Below are 18,745 nucleotides of genomic sequence, written 5' to 3' on the forward strand. Positions count from 1 at the left end.
CGCTCACGCGGTGCTTTCGTCGATATCCGGCTTAACGGACCGCTTGCGACACGTTTACTCGCCCCATAAATGGGGCTCATCCTAAGCCCGCTCCCTCCTCAGCATAATTTTTTACGCCAGAAAAATAAGGACAGAGGGAATTTTCTGAGTCCGCATGAAAATGACAGTGTTGCTGCGCACGAAACATTCTTAGAGTCTGCATAGCATGTGACTAAGACGCCACCCTTTTCGGAGCGGCGTTTTTTTCGCGCTGCATCCAGCTACCCCTTTACTTAATTTGCACGATTTTTCGTCGTATTCTGACTACTACCTCCAAATAGTTGTATGTATGAATTTAGTATAAACACAAAATCAGTGGTTTTATTTTTGTCTTTTAAAATCATTTATTTATGTGTTTTTTTCGTAATAGTTCTTTGGTGGTAGTTGGTGATGTACTCCGTTTTTTACACGGGGACACTCTTGATCGTTATCAAGTTTGGCAGCGCCGTTGCTGGATACCCTAGCGCCAATTTGAGCGATGTGTCGTCAGCAAAAACAGATGTCTGCTACGAGCATTTCATAACGACAGGAGCCAACAGGCTTCGCAGCAGGAGAGTCCGGATGAGCAAATTCCTTGACCGGTTACGTTACTTCAAACAACTGGCCGAACCGTTTTCCGACGGTCACGGGCAGACCCTCAATAGCAATCGTGACTGGGAAGATGGCTATCGCAGTCGCTGGCAGCATGACAAGATTGTACGTTCTACCCACGGGGTAAACTGCACCGGTTCATGTAGCTGGAAGATTTATGTGAAAAACGGTCTGGTGACGTGGGAAACACAGCAGACTGACTATCCGCGTACCCGTCCGGACCTGCCTAACCATGAGCCTCGTGGTTGCCCGCGCGGTGCCAGCTACTCCTGGTATCTGTACAGTGCCAACCGCCTGAAATATCCGATGATGCGTAAACGCCTGATGAAACTGTGGCGTGAAGCGAAACTAACGCACAGCGATCCGGTTGATGCCTGGGCATCCATCGTCAACGACCCCGAAAAAACCAAATACTACAAACAAATTCGTGGTCGTGGTGGTTTCGTGCGTTCTGACTGGAACGAAGTTAACGAACTCATTGCTGCCTCTAACGTTTACACCGCCAAAACCTATGGCCCTGACCGCATTATTGGTTTCTCGCCGATTCCAGCGATGTCAATGGTGTCCTATGCGGCGGGTGCGCGTTACCTCTCTCTGCTCGGCGGCGTGTGCCTGAGCTTCTATGACTGGTACTGTGACTTACCGCCAGCGTCACCGATGACCTGGGGTGAACAGACTGACGTACCGGAATCTGCTGATTGGTATAACTCCTCTTACATCATCGCCTGGGGTTCTAACGTTCCGCAAACCCGTACACCGGATGCCCACTTCTTTACCGAAGTGCGCTACAAAGGCACAAAAACCGTTGCAGTGACGCCGGACTACGCTGAAATCGCCAAGCTGTGCGATCACTGGCTGAACCCGAAACAAGGCACCGACAGTGCGATGGCACTGGCAATGGGCCACGTTATTCTGAAAGAGTTCCACCTCGACAAGCCAAGCCAGTATTTCAGTGAGTACGTGCGTCAATACACGGACTTACCGATGCTGGTGCTGCTGGAGCCGCGTGACGACGGTTACTACGCGGCGGGTCGTATGCTGCGTGCCTCCGATCTGGTGGATAACCTCGGTCATGACAACAATCCGCAGTGGAAAACCATCGCGATTGACGATGAAAGCGGCAACCTGACGGCACCACAAGGGTCGATCGGCTACCGTTGGGGCGATCAGGGTAAATGGAATCTGGAACAGCGCGATGGCGTGAGCGGTGAAGACGTTAAACTGCGCTTGAGCCTGCTGGGGTCGCACGACGATGTCGTTGATGTCGGTTTCCCATATTTTGGCGGCGCGGTCAGCGAACATTTCAACAACGTTGCGCTAGAAGAAATTCTGCTGCACAAACTGCCGGTTAAGCGTTTGACGCTGGCTGACGGTAGCGAAGCGCTGGTTGCCTGTGTTTATGACCTGACGATGGCGAACTACGGTTTGGATCGCGGTCTGGGTGACGACAACTGCGCACGTGATTACGACGATGTGAAGGCCTACAGCCCTGCCTGGGCTGAAGAAATTACGGGCGTTTCCCGTCAGAACATTATCCGTATTGCGCGTGAATTCGCAGATAACGCCGATAAAACGCACGGTCGCTCCATGATCATCGTGGGTGCAGGTATCAACCACTGGTATCACATGGACATGAACTACCGCGGCATCATCAACATGCTGATTTTCTGCGGTTGTGTTGGTCAGAGCGGTGGCGGTTGGGCGCACTATGTCGGACAAGAAAAACTGCGTCCACAAACCGGTTGGACACCGCTGGCGTTTGGTCTGGACTGGCAGCGTCCGCCGCGTCATATGAACAGTACCTCGTTCTTCTATAACCATTCCAGCCAGTGGCGTTATGAAACCGTCACGCCGCAGGAATTGCTATCACCGTTGGCGGATAAATCCCGCTTTAGCGGCAGCATGATTGACTTCAACGTGCGTGCCGAGCGTATGGGCTGGCTGCCATCAGCACCGCAGTTGAACGTTAACCCGCTGGATATCGCAGAAAAAGCGCGTGCCGCAGGGATGACGCCGCAGGAATATACCGTTGCCGCGCTGAAATCAGGTGAAATCAAATTTGCCGCTGAACAGCCGGATAGTCCGCAAAACTACCCACGTAACCTGTTCATTTGGCGTTCTAACCTGCTGGGTTCCTCCGGTAAAGGCCACGAATACATGCTGAAGTACCTGCTGGGTACGGAACACGGTATTCAAGGACAAGATCTGGGCACGGCGGGCAGCGTGAAGCCCGAAGAAGTGGAATGGCGCGATCAAGGCGTTGAAGGCAAGTTGGATCTGGTGGTGACGCTTGATTTCCGTATGTCCAGCACCTGTCTGTACTCCGACATCGTCCTGCCAACGGCAACCTGGTACGAAAAAGACGACATGAATACCTCGGATATGCATCCGTTTATTCATCCGCTGTCTGCGGCCGTCGATCCTGCGTGGGATTCCAAAAGCGACTGGGAAATCTACAAAGGCATCGCGAAAACCTTCTCTCGCGTGTGCCAGGGGCATCTTGGTCAGGAAACCGATCTGGTTACTTTGCCGATTCAACACGATTCCCCGGCAGAAATGGCGCAACCGTTCGGCGTAGATGACTGGAAAAAAGGCGAATGCGACCTGATTCCGGGCAAAACGGCACCACACCTGATGATGGTGGAGCGCGATTATCCGAACCTGTACGAACGTTTCACCTCGCTTGGTCCATTGCTGGACAAGCTGGGTAACGGAGGGAAAGGTATCGGCTGGAACACGCAGACCGAAGTCGATTTCCTGAAAAAGCTGAACTACACCAAAGCTGACGGTGCGGCGGCGGGCCGTCCGAAGATTGAAACGGCGATCGATGCGGCAGAAGTGATCCTGTCTCTGGCCCCGGAAACCAACGGTCAGGTAGCTGTGAAAGCGTGGGAAGCGCTGAGCAAATTCACCGGTCGTGACCACACGCATCTGGCGCTGAATAAAGAAGACGAGAAAATTCGCTTCCGCGATATTCAGGCGCAGCCGCGCAAGATTATCTCCAGCCCGACCTGGTCTGGCTTGGAAGATGAACACGTTTCCTATAACGCCTGTTATACCAACGTTCATGAGCTGATTCCGTGGCGTACGCTGTCCGGTCGCCAACAACTGTATCAAGACCATGAGTGGATGCGTGCTTTCGGTGAAAGCCTGCTGGTGTACCGTCCGCCGGTTGATACCCGCGCTGCTGCACCGGTGATGAACCAGAAACCTAACGGCAACCCGGAAAAAGCGTTGAACTTCCTGACGCCGCACCAGAAATGGGGCATTCACTCCACGTACAGCGACAACCTGTTGATGCTGACGCTGGGTCGCGGTGGCCCGATTATCTGGCTGAGCGAAGACGATGCCAGAGATTTGGGTATTGAGGATAACGACTGGATAGAGGCGTTTAACGCCAACGGTGCGCTGACGGCGCGTGCGGTTGTCAGCCAGCGTGTGCCTTCGGGAATGACGATGATGTACCACGCGCAGGAACGCATCATTAACCTGCCGGGATCGGAAATCACCCAACAGCGCGGCGGTATTCACAACTCGGTGACCCGTATCACGCCGAAACCGACCCATATGATCGGCGGCTATGCCCAACTGGCTTATGGCTTTAACTACTACGGCACCGTCGGGTCAAACCGTGATGAGTTCGTCGTGGTTCGTAAAATGAAACGCATCGACTGGCTGGATGATGAAGGCCAGGACTATGTTCAGAAAGCGGTACAGCAGGAGAAAGCCTGATGAAAATTCGTTCACAAGTGGGCATGGTGCTGAATCTGGACAAATGCATCGGCTGTCACACCTGCTCCGTTAGCTGTAAAAACGTCTGGACCAGCCGTGAAGGGATGGAATACGCCTGGTTCAACAACGTCGAAACCAAGCCGGGCGTGGGCTATCCCCATGCCTGGGAAGATCAGGAAAAGTGGAAGGGCGGCTGGATCCGTAAAATCAGCGGCAAACTTGAACCGCGGATGGGTAACCGTATCAGCGTGTTGTCCAAAATTTTTGCTAACCCTGATGTGCCAGAAATCGACGACTACTATGAACCGTTCGACTACGACTATCAGAACTTGCGTAAAGCGCCAGAAGGTAAGCATCAGCCTGTCGCCCGTCCGCGCTCGCTGATTACCGGTCAGCGGATGAAGAAAATCGAGAACGGCCCGAACTGGGAAGACGATCTGGGTGGTGAATTCAGTAAACGCTCTGAGGATAAGAACTTCGATCCTGTCCATTTCAACGAAATGCAGAAAGAGATGTACGGCCAGTTCGAAAACACGTTCATGATGTATCTGCCGCGTCTGTGCGAACACTGTTTGAACCCGGCGTGCGTGGCAACCTGTCCGAGCGGCGCGATCTACAAACGCGGCGAAGACGGTATCGTTCTGATCGATCAGGACAAGTGTCGCGGCTGGCGGATGTGTCTGACCGGTTGTCCGTACAAGAAAATCTACTTCAACTGGAAGAGCGGAAAATCAGAAAAATGTATTTTCTGCTACCCGCGTATTGAAAGCGGTCAGCCAACGCTGTGTTCAGAAACCTGCGTCGGGCGTATCCGCTATCTGGGCGTGCTGCTCTATGATGCCGATCGCATCGAACAAGCGGCTGCGGTAGAAAACGAGAAAGATCTGTACCAGAGCCAACTGGATGTGTTCCTTGACCCGCATGACCCGAAAGTCATTGAGCAAGCGCTGAAAGACGGTATTCCAAACAGCGTGATTGACGCGGCGCAGAAATCACCTGTTTACAAAATGGCGATGGATTGGAAACTGGCGCTGCCGCTGCACCCGGAATACCGCACGCTGCCGATGGTGTGGTACGTGCCGCCGTTGTCACCGATTCAGTCTGCGGCGGATGCGGGTCAATTGGCGCACACCGGCGTACTGCCGGATGTAGAAAGTCTGCGTATTCCGGTGCAGTACCTGGCGAACCTGCTGACCGCAGGGGATACCGAACCTGTCTTACTGGCCCTGAAACGTATGCTGGCAATGCGCCACTATAAACGTGCAGAAAGCGTAGAAGGCAAGATCGATACCAGCGCGCTGGAGCAGGTTGGGCTGACAGAAGCACAGGCGCAGGAAATGTACCGCTATCTGGCGATTGCGAACTACGAAGACCGTTTCGTGATCCCGTCAAGCCATCGTGAACTGGCGCGTGAAGCCTTCCCTGAAAGCAAAGGCTGCGGCTTCAGCTTTGGCGATGGTTGCCACGGCAGCGATACCAAATTCAACCTGTTCAACAGCAAGCGTATTGATGCCATCGATGTCAGCAACAAAACGCGTGATATGAACAGCAAAATCATGCGGGAGACGAACCATGATTAGCCTGCGGATTATTGCCCGCCTGCTGGACTATCCCGATAGCGAGCTGTGGGAAAACAGGGCTGAGTTGATCGAAGCGGTAGAGCAGGCTGATGCCTTACCGTTGCGTGAAGGCCATCAACTGATGCAGTTTATTAACACGCTGTGTGCGGAAGACTTACTGGACAAACAGGCGGAGTATAGCGGCCTGTTTGACCGTGGTCGCGCGACATCGCTGCTGCTGTTCGAGCACGTTCACGGTGAGTCTCGTGACCGTGGTCAGGCGATGGTCGATCTCATGCAGCAATATCACGATGCCGGACTGGCGCTGGATTGCCGCGAGCTGCCGGACTATCTGCCTCTGTATCTTGAGTACCTTTCTCGTTTGGAACCCGCGCAGAGTCGTGCGGGTTTACTCGACATCGCGCCGATTCTGGCGTTGATTGGTGCGCGTTTGCAGCAGCGTGACAGCAGCTATGCCGTACTGTTCGATCTGTTGCTTCAACTTTCAGGCAGCGACCTGCAAAGTGACGACGTCACACAATCGGTGGCTGACGAAGCGCGTGACGACACACCGCAGGCGCTGGATGCCGTGTGGGAAGAGGAGCAGATTAAATTCCTCGGCGAAGAAGGCTGCGCATCGGCCCAACAAACGCAACACCAACGCCGCTTTGCTGGCGCGGTGGTGCCGCAATATCTGAATCTTGACGCTACATCTGCGGGGGGGCAACGTTAATGAGTGCTTTCACGAATTATTTCAATGTGTTCTTTTTTGACATCTATCCTTATCTGGCGATGGCTATTTTCCTGATCGGTAGTTGGCTGCGCTATGACTACGGCCAATACAGTTGGCGTGCGGGTTCGAGCCAAATGCTGGATAAGAAAGGGATGCGTCTGGCGTCTAATCTGTTCCACCTGGGGATCCTGGGCGTATTTGCCGGGCATTTCCTTGGGATGCTGACGCCGCACTGGATGTACGAAGCGTTCCTGCCAATGGAAGTAAAACAGAAAATGGCGATGTTCGGCGGTGGTGCGGCAGGTCTGCTGACGTTTGTCGGTGGCGTACTGTTGTTAAAGCGTCGTCTGACCAACCCGCGTATTCGCGCGACCTCCAGCGTTGGCGACATTCTCATTCTGTCCTTGCTGGTGATTCAGGCTGGTTTGGGTGTACTGACCATCCCGTTCTCTGCACAGCATATGGATGGCAGTGAAATGCTGAAGTTGGTCGGTTGGGCACAGAGCGTGGCGTACTTCCAGGGTGGTGCGTCTGCACATCTGGTGGGTGTTGCGCTGATCTTCAAACTGCACATCGTGTTGGGTCTGACGCTGTTCGTTCTGTTCCCATTCTGCCGTTTGGTTCACATCTGGAGCGCACCGGTCGAGTACCTGACCCGCCGCTACCAGCTTGTGCGTAACCGTCGCTAGGCATGCATGATAGAAAACGGCGGTGTTGTGATGACACCGCCGTTTTAACTTTTTCCTTTTCCTCTTTCCCCGCCAACAACACTCACCATCGGCAGTTCAGTTGATTATTTGCTTCGCGACGTCGTCCATTGCACGGCGAAGACGCTGGCGAGCACGATCGCCAAACCTAAGAACGCTGTGCCAGTGATCGACTGGGAAAGCAACGCCCAACCTAGCACCACGGCGGTAAGCGGACTCAACAACCCCAATGATGCAACGGCAACCGTCGGCAGACGCGTCACGCCACGAAACCAGAGTCCATATGCGAGCACGGCACCCGCAAGGCAGAGATAGGCGTAAGCGGCCCACTGTGACAGGGTCAACGCAGGCAGTGGGGCATCGGCTAGCCACGCAACGGGTGCCAGCATTAATCCGCCGATGAAAAGTTGCCAGCCGGTAAGCGGCAGCACGGGCAGATCAAGCTGCCAGCGACGCGTCAACCAGACGCCCATCGCCATGCACATCGCACCCAGCAGCGCGGCGGCGATTCCCACCGGTTCAAATGTCGTCTGCGGTGACAGCAGCAACGTGGCCATGCCAATCACGCCGATGACCGCCGACCACAGCGTAGCCTGCTTGGGCGTTCGATGATCCACGACCCAGACTAACACCATGATCAACAGCGGCTGGATCGCGCTAAGTACCGCCGCTAATCCGCCTGGTAAACGATAAGCGGCAACAAACAGCAGCGCTTGAAAAACGCCGATATTCAGGGCGCTAAGCACGACTACGCGCCACCAGTCTTGTCGGGCGGGAAAGCGTCGGGTGAATAAAAGCAGCAGCAGACCCGCAGGTAGCACGCGGATAAGTGCCGCGGTGAAGGGCCGGTCTGGTGGCAGGAATTCCGTTGTAATAATATAAGTGGAGCCCCAAATCGCGGGGGCCAACGCTGTGAGTATGACGTCACGCCAGTAGTGTGGTGAAGATGTGGTGTCCATGACTTTACCTTTAATTCAAGATACTATGATAGTGTGGATTAATTACCTTGAAGTCAAGATAAATGAAAAGTCAAACCAGCGAGTACGATGCGGTAGATGTCATTCTTGAACAGTGGCGGCGCGAGCGACCTGATTTGGATGCCAGCCCGATGGGGCCGATTGGACGCCTCAGACGATGTGCTGTGCTCATGGATCAGCGTCTGGAATCCTGCTTTTCCAAATTCGATCTGAGCAGTTGGGAGTTTGATATGCTGGCTACGCTGCGGCGTGCGGGTGCGCCGTACTGTCTGAGTCCAACCGATTTGTTCTCCACATTAATGGTGACGTCAGGAACGATGACCCACCGGCTCAAGCGTCTTGAAATCCGAGGATTTATCGAACGCGTGCAGAACGAACAGGATGCCCGTAGTACGCTGGTACAACTGACCAGTACGGGGCTTGAGCTGATTAATCGCGCCGTCGAAGCGCATATTGAGAACGAGCGGCAGGTGCTATTTGCGCTATCTACGGATGTGCTGGCTGCACTGGATGCCAATCTCGCCACGCTATTGCGAACGTTGGAAAGTCACACTGGGCCTGCTGTACCTAAGGAGACAAACTAATTCGTTGCGAAAATTACCGCCCGATGCCTTCAAATCGGGCGGTATGACAATGATATTTACCATCCGGTAATGCGCTGCCAGGTTTCCTGCTCATGCCTGTGCGATTTCAGCACTTGATAGTGTTGGTGCATGGCGGCAGTGGCGCAAGCGTGGTTAGGTAATATCCGCAGTCGCGTGCCGACGGGGAAATTATCGACCGAAAATCCGCGATCGGCGGGTAGCGCAATAATACCGTGTTCCTGATTGGTGGTGGTCACGCAGAGGCCGCTGTAAGGGGTGCCATGCAGGTCGCAAATAAGTCCGTAACCGTAATCTTTCGCCTGAGAAGCCGTACCGCGATCGCGGGAGAGCGCCATCCAGCCTGCATCAATAAACACCCAGCCTTTTTCGCGGTTATGCCCAATCACGGTGCTAACGACCGATAGGGCGATATCATCCAGCGAACAAACCCCGACATTTTTCATCACCAGATCGAATGTGGTGAACACGCCCGCTCTGACTTCGGTAATCCCGGTTAAGTCTTCGGAAAAATGCGCCGTCGGCGTGGCACCGACGCTGAGAACAGGGCAAGCAATCCCCATCGCTCGTACACGCCGTCCGGCGATGTTGATAGCTGCGCACTCGGCACGTGCGGCCGCTCTGATCGCCTCGTCCGTGCGGCAGGCGTAGGATTCTCCTGCATGAGCCAGCAGGCCAGTGAGCGTCGCACCGTTGCCGTCGATCTGTTTCGCTAGCTCAAGCAGCGTATCGCTTTCCGGCGGAATACCGCCGCGATGTCCGTCACAATCGATCTCGATAAATACCGAAAACGTCACGTTATTGGCGCGTGCAAAATCGGTTACCGCCCGCGCCTGTACGGTGCTATCTAGCAGAATATGGAGGTCCACACCCTTGTGGATCAGGTTAGCAATACGCGGCAGTTTGTGCGGGGCGATCCCGACGGCGTAGAGCAGGTTGGTATAACCTGCTGCGGCAAAGGCTTCCGCTTCTGCCAGCGTCGAAACCGTCGCTGGTGAGGAGGAATCTTTGAGCAAATAGCGGCCAGCCTCAATCGAGCGTAGCGTTTTGAGATGTGGGCGAACCTGGCTGCCCAGATTTTCGGTACGTTGATAAAGCCTGTCTATATTGCGTTGGAAACGGAACTCATCAATCAGCAAAAAGGGCGTTTCCAGCGTGTTAAGCCACTCGACGTTACTCATTGTATGCCTCCATTTTGTTTCGCTGTCTGCCAGGCAGCAAGAATGCGTTGGCCGATATATAAGTCCTGAATGGACAAGCCGGAACTATCAAAAATGGTGATGTCATCTGGCGTGTGACGCCCCGCTGCGCGCTCGCTAATGACGTCGCCGATGGCGGTCAGCGCCACCTGGGTTGGTGCGTGTTGGAATTCACCGATGGCTCTGGACTGAGAAGGTAGATCGCAAAACAGGCGGCCTGCGGTGAACAACTCTGGCGGCAGTTCCTGTTTTCCAGTGGCGTCCGATCCCATGCTGACGACGTGCGTTCCTGCCTTGACCCACTCGGCGTTAAACAACGGCGTGCGTGATGGCGTGGCGGTCACGATGATATCCGCTGCGCGGCACGCGCTTTCGGCATCGCTGACGTGTGCATCCAGCCCAGCAGCCTTTAGCTCTTGCGCCATCTCTGCGGATTTGCGGCTGTCACGACCGACAATCAACACGGTACGAATGGGGCGTATTCTTGCCAGCGCAGCGCATTCATAACGGGCCTGATGACCGGTTCCGAATACCGCCAGAACAGAGGAATCCGGTCTTGCCAGCAGATCGGCGGCGACGGCATCGGCGGCAGCGGTACGAAAGGCGTTAACTTTTCCGGCTTCTATGGCCGCCGCTATTTTCCCGATTTGCTGATCGAACAGCAGAATAAGGGAATTGTGGCGGGGCAGACCGTTAGCGGGGTTCCCCGGCCAGAATGATCCCACTTTTAGCCCTGCAAGCTCGCGGGTTGCAGAGGCTTTGACGCTGAATGTATTGCCCGTATCGGAACCTTGTCCGTGTACCACCGGAAAACTGCGCGCTTCCGGTTTGCTGGCGGCGAGCAGCGCTTCACGAACGGCATCATAAGCTAGCTCATGATTGATGAGTGCCGCCGATTCCGCTTCAGAAATAAAGATCATCGTTTTTTCCTCAAGCATTGCCGGTCAGAAATGCACCATAGCGGCTGATATCGACATTTCCACCGCTGATAATAATACCGATGCGTTTACCGCGTAGCGATTCACTGAGATTGCGCGCTGCCGCGAAGCTAAGGCACCCCGTCGGCTCAACGACAATCTTCATGCGTTCGGCGTAAAACTGCATGGTATCAATCAGGTCGTCATCCGTTACGGTTAGAATATCGTCGACATTTTGGTGAATCAGAGGGAAGGTGTAGTTACCTAGGTGCTGGGTCTGTGCGCCATCGGCGATGGTTTTGGGCGTATCGATATGCACAATGTTGCCGCTGCGGAAAGATTGCTGCCCATCGTTGCCCGCGAGAGGCTCGACGCCATAAATTCTACAGCGAGGAGACAACTGACGAGCAGAAAGAGCGGAGCCCGCCAACAATCCGCCGCCACCCAAACAGACGAACAGGGCGTCCAGCTCACCGGTTTCTTCCAGCAGTTCTTTCGTGGCCGTGCCTTGTCCAGCAATGACGTGAGGGTGGTCGTAAGGGGGAATGAGCGTCAGACCCTGCCTTTCGGCCAGATCCCTGCCGATCTGCTCACGATCTTCGGTATATCGATTGTATTCCACCACGTTCCCACCATAGCCGCGCGTTGCTGCGACCTTTGCCTCCGGTGCATCATGCGGCATAACAATCGTTGCCGGAATGCCGAGTAATTTGGCAGAAAGCGCGATGGCCTGCGCATGGTTACCGGAAGAAAAGGTGACAACGCCTGCGGCTTTCTGCTCATCTGAGAACTGCAACAGCGCGTTCATGGCACCGCGAAACTTAAATGCGCCCATACGCTGAAAGTTTTCACACTTGAAGAAAAGCTCAGCGTCAAAGGCGTCATTGACGGTGCGCGATGTCATCACTGGAGTTTTATTGGCATAGCCAGCAATACGTTCCGCTGCGGCTACCACATCGTCGAAGGTTGGGAGACGTAAGTCGCTCATATCTAAAAACCCGCTGTTAGTAATTGTGAATACCGAGGCTGTTGTCCCCGATGCTGTTGAATGCCTGATAAACAAAATATATAATATTAGATTAATTGTCTAATTTGATTTATCTTTAAATTCTCAACTTAGGTGAGATGTGTCGTGTGTTGCTGGCATGCGCTTCACAGGGCAAGGCGAGAATCGCGTGTGGTACTAAAGCAGATGTACTTACAGTACACTCAGCGCCAGAAAACGCACTTGTGTCGGTATGAGTATTTGGAGAGTGATATGTCTGCATCTGGAGAAGGTCTGCTGCTGACGCAGTTAGATGCTATCGCGAAAGGGTTGAGTGAGACGTTCTCGCCATTCTGTGAAGTGGTCGTGCACGATCTGAAGAACCCGGAACACGCGATACTTTCCATTCACAATAACCTCTCCGGCAGGGAGGTGGGTGCACCCGCGACGGAGTTGGGTCTTGCCCGCATCGCCTCACCTGAATTTCCTAATATTTTAGCGAACTATGCTAATCAGTTTGCTGATGGGCGTCCGGTAAAAAGCACCTCGGTTGGTATCAAAAATGCGGAAGGCGACTATGTCGCCGCGCTGTGTCTGAATGTCGATATGACGCTATTTCGCGGCATGCAGAATGCGCTTGCGCAGTTCACCCAGATCGCTTCCGACTCCGTAACGGAGCATTTAGAACCAAACGGTGCCGCGGCGATCAGACAACACATCGATCACTTCGCTGCACGGTTTGCCACCACGCCACGGGCGCTAAAAGCGCAGGACAGAAAAGCCCTGCTTCAGGAATTGAAAGACAACGGCCTACTGGAAGTCAAAAAATCGATGGAAACCATTGCACAGCATCTGGGTGTATCGCGGGCGTCGGTGTATTTGTATGCGAAGTAGGGTGATGTTTAATTATCGGCGAGCGAATGTTGTATTCTGCAGTACGTTATGCACGGTGTTGCATCATTAAGCCCCCTACCAACCACTTCTTCAATCCTCACCTATACTTGCTTAACTGCCCGATCTGCCGATGAGTGGCAAAAGAGCGGGTGTGATGAAACGAAAACGCGAGGAGTCAGTATGGGTATTCTGTCCTGGATTATTTTCGGCTTGATTGCGGGGATTCTGGCTAAGTGGATTATGCCCGGTAAAGACGGCGGTGGTTTTATCCTGACGGTGCTGCTCGGGATTGTCGGTGCGGTCGTGGGCGGCTATATCAGCGTTTTCTTTGGGTTCGGCCGGGTGGATGGCTTTAACTTCGGCAGCTTTGTGGTAGCGATTGTCGGCGCGATCGTCGTGCTGTGGGTGTACCGCAAGATTCGGGATTAATTCGGTATCCGTTGCCCCTGTTCAGGGGCAACAGACTTCCTGTGGTTAACACCTAAAAGAGGTGTCCATCTAGTTGCAAAAGCTGTAAGCGTTTCTCCCACTCAATCAAATCGGTGTACCACTGTGCGGTAAAGCAGGTCGGCTGTGTTCCCGCTTGTTGATCGGTCATTAGAATATGCGCAATTTCTCTTACACCATCCCGAATGCTGCGTGTCGGTGAAAAACCTAACGTATTTTTCGCATGGGAAAAACAGAGTCGATAATCGCGAGTATCCAGAGATTGCGTACGATGAACGATTTTCACGTTGGGCACTTCCTCCGCGACGACGGCCGCAATGCTATTGATGTTGTGATTTAACGCGTCGCCACCAATATTAAATACGGGTGGCACCGAAAGTTGGCGATTAAGCCGTAAGGCGAGTAGTACGGCACGGGCGACATCCTGAACGTGAATGAACGGGCGCTGCTGGAGACCATCACCATCAATGGCAATGAATTTATCCCGCACGGCCATACGCGTCATAATATTGACTGAGAGATCATAACGCATGCGAGGCGCGAGACCGAACACGGTGGCATTGCGTAAAATGACCGGATGAAAGGTGGTATCGCGTAGTCGAAGAAGCTCACGTTCCACATTTAATTTCAGTTCCGCGTAGAGACTCTGTGGATGGCACTCGGTTTCTTCATCTGCGGATGTTGAACCAGAACGACCATAAACCGAGGCCGAACTCATATAGATATAGCGCTGAATACCCGCCTTTTTCGCCGTATTGGCGAGATGACACGCGCCTTCGTAATTGATGGCATGGGTGAGCGCTGATGATATCTGTGCGGCAGGATCGTTACTTAATCCCGCGAGATCGATAACGGCTTCAACATTGTGCAATATATCGGGGGTGATATAGCGTATATCGCCACGTAGCGTATGGAACCTAGGTGATTGTGGCATTTCTGATACAGGAAGGCCGAAGAAAAAGCGATCGAAGGCCACCACACGGTATCCATGATTAATTAATAAATGGCATAGCGGTATGCCTATGTAACCACCTGCGCCAGCGACCAGAATCGTGTTTTTCATGCGTGTGCTCCTTCAACTGCGTGGCGGGCGATGGGAGAAAGGGCTAATGCACGGAGTGAAGTAATGATGAGTTCACATTCTTCCTTCGTCATGTCGTTGTAAATTGGCAATGCCAGAACGCATGCAGACAGGTGTTCGGTTTGTGGGAGCGTGGCCTGATGCTTCCCGGCGTAGGCTGGCATGAGATGACAGGCTGGGGCGTAATAGCAGCGTACCATGATCCCTTGGGCATGCAGCGCGTGTTGTAGGTCGTTACGATTCATACCGTAGCGCTTTGCGTCTACGTGAATGGGGAGATATTGCCAGACAGGGGATTGCCCCTCGGGAGGTAAACAGGGAGTCAGGCCGGGGATAGAAGTCATACCCGCAATCAGACGTGATGCCGCTTGTCGGCGGCACGTTAATTGGGATTCCAGATAAGGGAGTTGCGCCAGCCCAATAATCGCGTTGAGTTCACTCATCTTGCCATTCAATCCCGGAAGTACACAGATGCCAGATGCATCCTGTCCGAAATTACGTATCGCTTCGGCACGTTTGATGAGCTCCGCGTCATGACTGCACAGGCAGCCACCTTCAATAGTGTTATATGATTTCGTGGCGTGAAAACTGAAAATCTGTGCGTCGCCGAAACCACCGGTTCGTTGTCCATTGACTGTGGTGCCAAAAGCAGGCGCGCTGTCGATAAACAAGCGCAGTCCGTGGTCCCGCGCAATGTGTTGCAATACGGTATAGTCACTGGCGTAGCCATAGGCGTCCACGGCGACAATCGCGGTGGTATTTGCAGTGATGCGACGGAGGACATCGTTGGCATCCAGCAGCGGGCAATCCCGGCTTTTGATATCAGCAAACACGGGGTTTCCCCCTGCTATAACGACTGCATGGGGCGTGCCAGCAAAGGTAAATGAGGGAACAATGACGTCTTTGCCCCGAATGTCGGCGGCCAGTAACAGGGCAATTAACGCCTGCTCACCGTTACAGAATACGCGAGTGGGGACCGATTGATAATCAGTCAGCCGGCTTTCTAACTGGCGAACATAGGGTCCATTGTTAGTGACATGACCGCGGGTAAGACTTTCTTCGATGATCGAAGCGAATGACTCGAAAGGGGGAAAAACCGGCCTGACGATAGGGAGCGAAGGGGAGACGGGGGATTCAACGCGATCGACAAACGGCATGGGTGTGTGTTTACGCAGAGTCCGCAATCGTTTGGTGATACTGGCACCGATGCTGACGGAGGATGACAGTATTATGCGGGCACAGAAAAACGTGGAGGCACATTGGATAATGAACATCCATTGTGTGTTAGGGAATGTCAACAAGAACAGCAGCGCTGCGGTCAGCGAACCGGCACTCCAGATAAAGAGCACTTTGTCGCGTGTGGCCGCCCACGATTTTTGTTTATTCTCCCCAACCTGATTAGTGGTCAAGCCTTTGGTTCCCCAACTGACATCGTTAATGTTGGCGATAGAGTAGGTTGTCAGATAGAGGCTGAAGACGGGTAATAGCATGAGGTAAAGAGGCATCCAGCGTATGAACTGCCGCAGATAGCGCAATGAATGCAGGCTAGTTGCAAGGCAAAGTAAGAAAAGTGCTACGCCCATGAGGCCAATGCTTGGTATGGGTGCCACCAGCAGCGTGAAGGCGAATGCGCCCCCCATTAATGCACCTAATAGCAACATCGCTGAGACGTGGTAGCGTGTGCCACCCTCGTTAGTCAAGGTGGTACTGCGGCTCATAAAGAGGATGCTTATCCATACGACAAGGAAAAGCAGCGCCATACCTATGGCTGCGGCAGTAATAAGAGACGGTGCGGCGTCTGGCAGGATATGGCTGACAAACGGGTGTACGCCGGTTGCAAGCAAGATGGCGATAAATGCCGGCATGGTAAATTGAGCAATAAACTGCAACATTCCCCAAAGCAAAGAAAGCGTAATACCGCAGCGCCGCAGTGGCGAAAGAGAAGATTGTGTCATCACCGCTGGCAATCGGGACAGCGAGTGTAAGCGAGCGGCGAGGGTACTGTTGACCCAGCGCCGTCGTTGGCGCAGAAGTTCTATGAAGGTGGGGGCAGGATCCGAACGAACGATGGCTCCTTGCTCATAACGTACTCCGCTTCCTTTATGGTGTTTGGTCAGTTCAAACCCCAGAACCCGATCCTCCGCGAGAAACAGGTTGCGCTCCAGCAAACTCTGAGGAATTAGTCCACGCAGGTAGGCGTCGAGCGGTGCGTGCGCATGTCCGCGGTTTTCACAAAATTGGCTCCATCGAATCATACTGCATTGCCCTGGAACCACTTCCAAATAATGCAGTGCGCTGCCGATGGCCCAATCACTGACTTTTTCCCAGATAAAATCGGCGTATTGCCAATTCTGAGACAGGTTTGCATTCGTGGGAACCGGGAGCATAACGCGCGTTGTGACGGCCCCACAATGAGGATCTCGCCACATGTGTTGTAGCAACTGTACCAAACATGCTGATTCTGTCACCGAACCGGTATCGATCTGCATAGCAAATTCGGCTTTAACAACACGCCCAACGCCCCAAAAAAACCAGGCGTGGCTATCCAACTTTCCGGCATTATGGTGTTTGTTGGCAAGAAGTAGCGTCATGCTTTGATCCACGTTTTCAACGGCACCTGATTGATCGCAGCAGCGCAAAATATGAGATGCGGACTGTTCGCTGACCTGAAGCGTCAGTGAATTGTTCTGGTTATCCGGTCTGGGCGTTTGCATAGGTTGCAACCCCAGCGAGGCTAAAAGTGAAACGGTTGATGGATGAGCGCTGTCGGTGCCATCAAGTAGGATGCAAATGATGATATTGGGCGGACGGTTGGCAAACGTTGCGGTTAACTCTTGCTGGTTACGAACTAGTCCTGCCAGCGTATCGGCAAGCATGGGGGCTGGTTCGTTATACAGCGTGAGGCAAACCAGAATATCGGCTTGCCCGGTGGGGAGATCTCCACGTATATGCATATTATCACGACAAGATTGACGGATTTCTTCCAACATCTGTCCGTTTTTGCTGTCTGTCGTCGTAGGATGGCTTAGTGTCATTGTTTTTTGCATAAAAAGCGTGTCCTGTAGAAATAAGGTGGTGGATTAAAGATGAATATTCAGAGGAGAGAGCGATGTTCCGTCAATGTGAGCGGCAGGAAGTCGCCAAAAACGTTCAGCGACGGTGGCGTATACCGAACGAAAATCGGTAGAAAATAGTGGATTACCATCATTATCCAGCTTGTCGAGTGGACTGCGATCTCCCCAGATACCTCCTTCAACCTGACCACCTACTAGCAGCATCGGCCCGCACGTGCCGTGATCGGCTCCACCCGATGCATTCTCTTTTGGCCGACGGCCGAACTCTGAATGCACCATAATGAGGCTGTCCTGCCAGGCTCCAATATCGATGAGTCCTTGCCGTAGCCCAAGCAGTAGCGTCTCTACTTTACTGAGTTGGCGCTCATGTTCACCGCGCAAATGACTGTGCAAATCGAAGCCAGACAAACTGATTTTGTACAAAGGGGAACGGACATTGTTCTCTATCAGCCAGAGTATCGTTGCCGCTTGCGCGTTTTGCGGTTCAATGTAGCCGTCCTGTGTAAATCGACGGGTGAAATGGTTCTGATTGTGCAGCTTATTTTGAATCCGTCGACTTATCGTGTTGGTACTCTCCATTAGCCGGTGGATATGCTGTGCTGCCGTTGTGCTTCTCCCCCTCGTTTGGGCTGAGGGTAGGGTGAAATCGGCATTAAGTAGAGCGCGACTATCCTGAAACGTCAGTGCCTGGATCGCCGGATGGATGAGTAAAGACTGATCGCCAGAAAGAATAATGCCGTCAGTATCATGATATCGGTCCTCACGTGAAGAGGCGCTCAGAACGCGGCCAGCCCAGCCTGACTTCAGCGTCGGGGTGTCAGCACCATTGGCCCAGATTGCGGCGGAACTGAAATGAGACAGATTGGGAGAGGGATAGCCAACATCTTGTATTACCGCTAATTCTCCCTTTTGAAAGACATGAGCGAGCTTTTTCCAGGCGATATTAAAGGCCAGATCATCACTTAACGGTGCATATTCGTGGGCGTTTAACGCCAGTGTCGGGCGATAATGTCGATAGAGTGGATCCCGATAGGGAACCAGCGTGTTTAACGCATCATTCCCCCCAAATAATTCGATGACGATCAAATGCTTGTTTGCGGGAATGGTGTTCTTGGCAACGCCGGGCAGGGGAAGCATGGCGGTTAATAGGCCCGCGCCAAGCCCGCCGAGGAGCAAGCGCCGTGACAATGTAAACGGTGCAGACATAA

General features: G+C 53.3%; 14 protein-coding genes. 7 read left to right on the forward strand and 7 right to left on the reverse strand.

Annotated features, from left to right (window positions below; translation table 11 throughout):
- Nucleotides 1-600: 600 nt before the first annotated feature.
- From A8F97_RS05830 to narI, 4 genes are read left to right on the forward strand one after another with little or no spacing between them, the layout of a single operon-like run.
- The gene (locus tag A8F97_RS05830; RefSeq protein ID WP_015730615.1) at nt 601-4,362 is read left to right on the forward strand and encodes a nitrate reductase subunit alpha; all 3,762 of its coding nucleotides are present in this window, start codon (nt 601-603) and stop codon (nt 4,360-4,362) included.
- Nucleotides 4,362-5,942, forward strand: coding sequence for a nitrate reductase subunit beta (gene narH / locus A8F97_RS05835; RefSeq protein ID WP_014700198.1), 1,581 nt, complete (start codon nt 4,362-4,364; stop codon nt 5,940-5,942). Before A8F97_RS05830 ends, narH begins: the two co-directional genes overlap by 1 nt.
- Complete coding sequence (gene narJ / locus A8F97_RS05840; RefSeq protein ID WP_014700197.1) at nt 5,935-6,654, forward strand: nitrate reductase molybdenum cofactor assembly chaperone; 720 nt, start codon at nt 5,935-5,937, stop codon at nt 6,652-6,654. The genes narH and narJ overlap by 8 nt, the downstream gene beginning before the upstream one ends.
- Nucleotides 6,654-7,343, forward strand: a complete 690-nt coding sequence (gene narI, locus A8F97_RS05845; protein WP_014700196.1) for a respiratory nitrate reductase subunit gamma — start codon at nt 6,654-6,656, stop codon at nt 7,341-7,343. Before narJ ends, narI begins: the two co-directional genes overlap by 1 nt.
- Before the next feature lie 104 nt (nt 7,344-7,447).
- On the opposite strand, the gene A8F97_RS05850 is transcribed toward narI, so the two are convergent.
- Nucleotides 7,448-8,320 carry an EamA family transporter gene (locus A8F97_RS05850; protein WP_033071598.1) on the reverse strand — a complete coding sequence of 291 codons (873 nt, stop codon included), beginning with the start codon at nt 8,318-8,320 and terminating at the stop codon, nt 7,448-7,450.
- Nucleotides 8,321-8,382: 62 nt separating this feature from the next.
- Here A8F97_RS05850 and A8F97_RS05855 point away from each other — a divergent pair, with 62 nt between their 5' ends.
- Entirely contained in the window at nt 8,383-8,922 is a 540-nt protein-coding gene (locus A8F97_RS05855; RefSeq protein ID WP_033071597.1) for a MarR family winged helix-turn-helix transcriptional regulator, read from the forward strand.
- Nucleotides 8,923-8,978: 56 nt separating this feature from the next.
- Here A8F97_RS05855 and A8F97_RS05860 read toward each other — a convergent pair whose 3' ends face one another.
- The 3 genes from A8F97_RS05860 to A8F97_RS05870 are packed head-to-tail and all read right to left on the reverse strand — an operon-like array spanning nt 8,979 to nt 12,044.
- The gene (locus A8F97_RS05860; RefSeq protein ID WP_033071596.1) at nt 8,979-10,121 is read right to left on the reverse strand and encodes a DSD1 family PLP-dependent enzyme; all 1,143 of its coding nucleotides are present in this window, start codon (nt 10,119-10,121) and stop codon (nt 8,979-8,981) included.
- Nucleotides 10,118-11,059 carry an ornithine cyclodeaminase family protein gene (locus tag A8F97_RS05865; RefSeq protein WP_033071595.1) on the reverse strand — a complete coding sequence of 314 codons (942 nt, stop codon included), beginning with the start codon at nt 11,057-11,059 and terminating at the stop codon, nt 10,118-10,120. The genes A8F97_RS05860 and A8F97_RS05865 overlap by 4 nt, the downstream gene beginning before the upstream one ends.
- Nucleotides 11,060-11,069: 10 nt before the next feature.
- Complete coding sequence (locus A8F97_RS05870; protein WP_033071594.1) at nt 11,070-12,044, reverse strand: threo-3-hydroxy-L-aspartate ammonia-lyase; 975 nt, start codon at nt 12,042-12,044, stop codon at nt 11,070-11,072.
- Nucleotides 12,045-12,314: 270 nt separating this feature from the next.
- On the opposite strand from A8F97_RS05870, the gene A8F97_RS05875 reads away from it, so the two are divergent.
- Both A8F97_RS05875 and A8F97_RS05880 read left to right on the forward strand, forming a co-directional pair.
- Nucleotides 12,315-12,935: a helix-turn-helix transcriptional regulator gene (locus tag A8F97_RS05875; protein ID WP_015730611.1), complete on the forward strand. Its 621-nt coding sequence runs from the start codon at nt 12,315-12,317 to the stop codon at nt 12,933-12,935.
- Nucleotides 12,936-13,115: 180 nt separating this feature from the next.
- Nucleotides 13,116-13,364: a GlsB/YeaQ/YmgE family stress response membrane protein gene (locus A8F97_RS05880; RefSeq protein ID WP_005972245.1), complete on the forward strand. Its 249-nt coding sequence runs from the start codon at nt 13,116-13,118 to the stop codon at nt 13,362-13,364.
- 52 nt (nt 13,365-13,416) lie between these two features.
- On the opposite strand, the gene A8F97_RS05885 is transcribed toward A8F97_RS05880, so the two are convergent.
- The 3 genes from A8F97_RS05885 to A8F97_RS05895 are packed head-to-tail and all read right to left on the reverse strand — an operon-like array spanning nt 13,417 to nt 18,743.
- On the reverse strand, nt 13,417-14,445 hold the full coding sequence (locus tag A8F97_RS05885) for an NAD-dependent epimerase/dehydratase family protein (RefSeq protein WP_014700189.1): 1,029 nt from the start codon (nt 14,443-14,445) through the stop codon (nt 13,417-13,419).
- Nucleotides 14,442-17,510: a DegT/DnrJ/EryC1/StrS family aminotransferase gene (locus A8F97_RS05890; protein WP_033071593.1), complete on the reverse strand. Its 3,069-nt coding sequence runs from the start codon at nt 17,508-17,510 to the stop codon at nt 14,442-14,444. The genes A8F97_RS05885 and A8F97_RS05890 overlap by 4 nt, the downstream gene beginning before the upstream one ends.
- 33 nt (nt 17,511-17,543) lie before the next feature.
- Entirely contained in the window at nt 17,544-18,743 is a 1,200-nt protein-coding gene (locus A8F97_RS05895; RefSeq protein WP_033071592.1) for a DUF1501 domain-containing protein, read from the reverse strand.
- Nucleotides 18,744-18,745: the final 2 nt, after the last annotated feature.

Origin of the sequence: Pectobacterium parmentieri (assembly GCF_001742145.1) — a bacterium.
In the GTDB taxonomy this organism is placed as follows: domain Bacteria; phylum Pseudomonadota; class Gammaproteobacteria; order Enterobacterales; family Enterobacteriaceae; genus Pectobacterium; species Pectobacterium parmentieri.

Coding starts and splice junctions, on each gene's coding strand:
- A8F97_RS05860 (WP_033071596.1), bottom strand. CDS start 10,121: ATGAGTAACGTCGAGTGGCTTAACACGCTGGAAACGCCCTTTTTGCTG.
- A8F97_RS05885 (WP_014700189.1), bottom strand. CDS start 14,445: ATGAAAAACACGATTCTGGTCGCTGGCGCAGGTGGTTACATAGGCATA.
- A8F97_RS05870 (WP_033071594.1), bottom strand. CDS start 12,044: ATGAGCGACTTACGTCTCCCAACCTTCGACGATGTGGTAGCCGCAGCG.
- narJ (WP_014700197.1), top strand. CDS start 5,935: ATGATTAGCCTGCGGATTATTGCCCGCCTGCTGGACTATCCCGATAGC.
- A8F97_RS05895 (WP_033071592.1), bottom strand. CDS start 18,743: ATGTCTGCACCGTTTACATTGTCACGGCGCTTGCTCCTCGGCGGGCTT.
- A8F97_RS05830 (WP_015730615.1), top strand. CDS start 601: ATGAGCAAATTCCTTGACCGGTTACGTTACTTCAAACAACTGGCCGAA.
- narI (WP_014700196.1), top strand. CDS start 6,654: ATGAGTGCTTTCACGAATTATTTCAATGTGTTCTTTTTTGACATCTAT.
- A8F97_RS05855 (WP_033071597.1), top strand. CDS start 8,383: ATGAAAAGTCAAACCAGCGAGTACGATGCGGTAGATGTCATTCTTGAA.
- A8F97_RS05850 (WP_033071598.1), bottom strand. CDS start 8,320: ATGGACACCACATCTTCACCACACTACTGGCGTGACGTCATACTCACA.
- A8F97_RS05890 (WP_033071593.1), bottom strand. CDS start 17,510: ATGCAAAAAACAATGACACTAAGCCATCCTACGACGACAGACAGCAAA.
- A8F97_RS05865 (WP_033071595.1), bottom strand. CDS start 11,059: ATGATCTTTATTTCTGAAGCGGAATCGGCGGCACTCATCAATCATGAG.
- narH (WP_014700198.1), top strand. CDS start 4,362: ATGAAAATTCGTTCACAAGTGGGCATGGTGCTGAATCTGGACAAATGC.
- A8F97_RS05880 (WP_005972245.1), top strand. CDS start 13,116: ATGGGTATTCTGTCCTGGATTATTTTCGGCTTGATTGCGGGGATTCTG.
- A8F97_RS05875 (WP_015730611.1), top strand. CDS start 12,315: ATGTCTGCATCTGGAGAAGGTCTGCTGCTGACGCAGTTAGATGCTATC.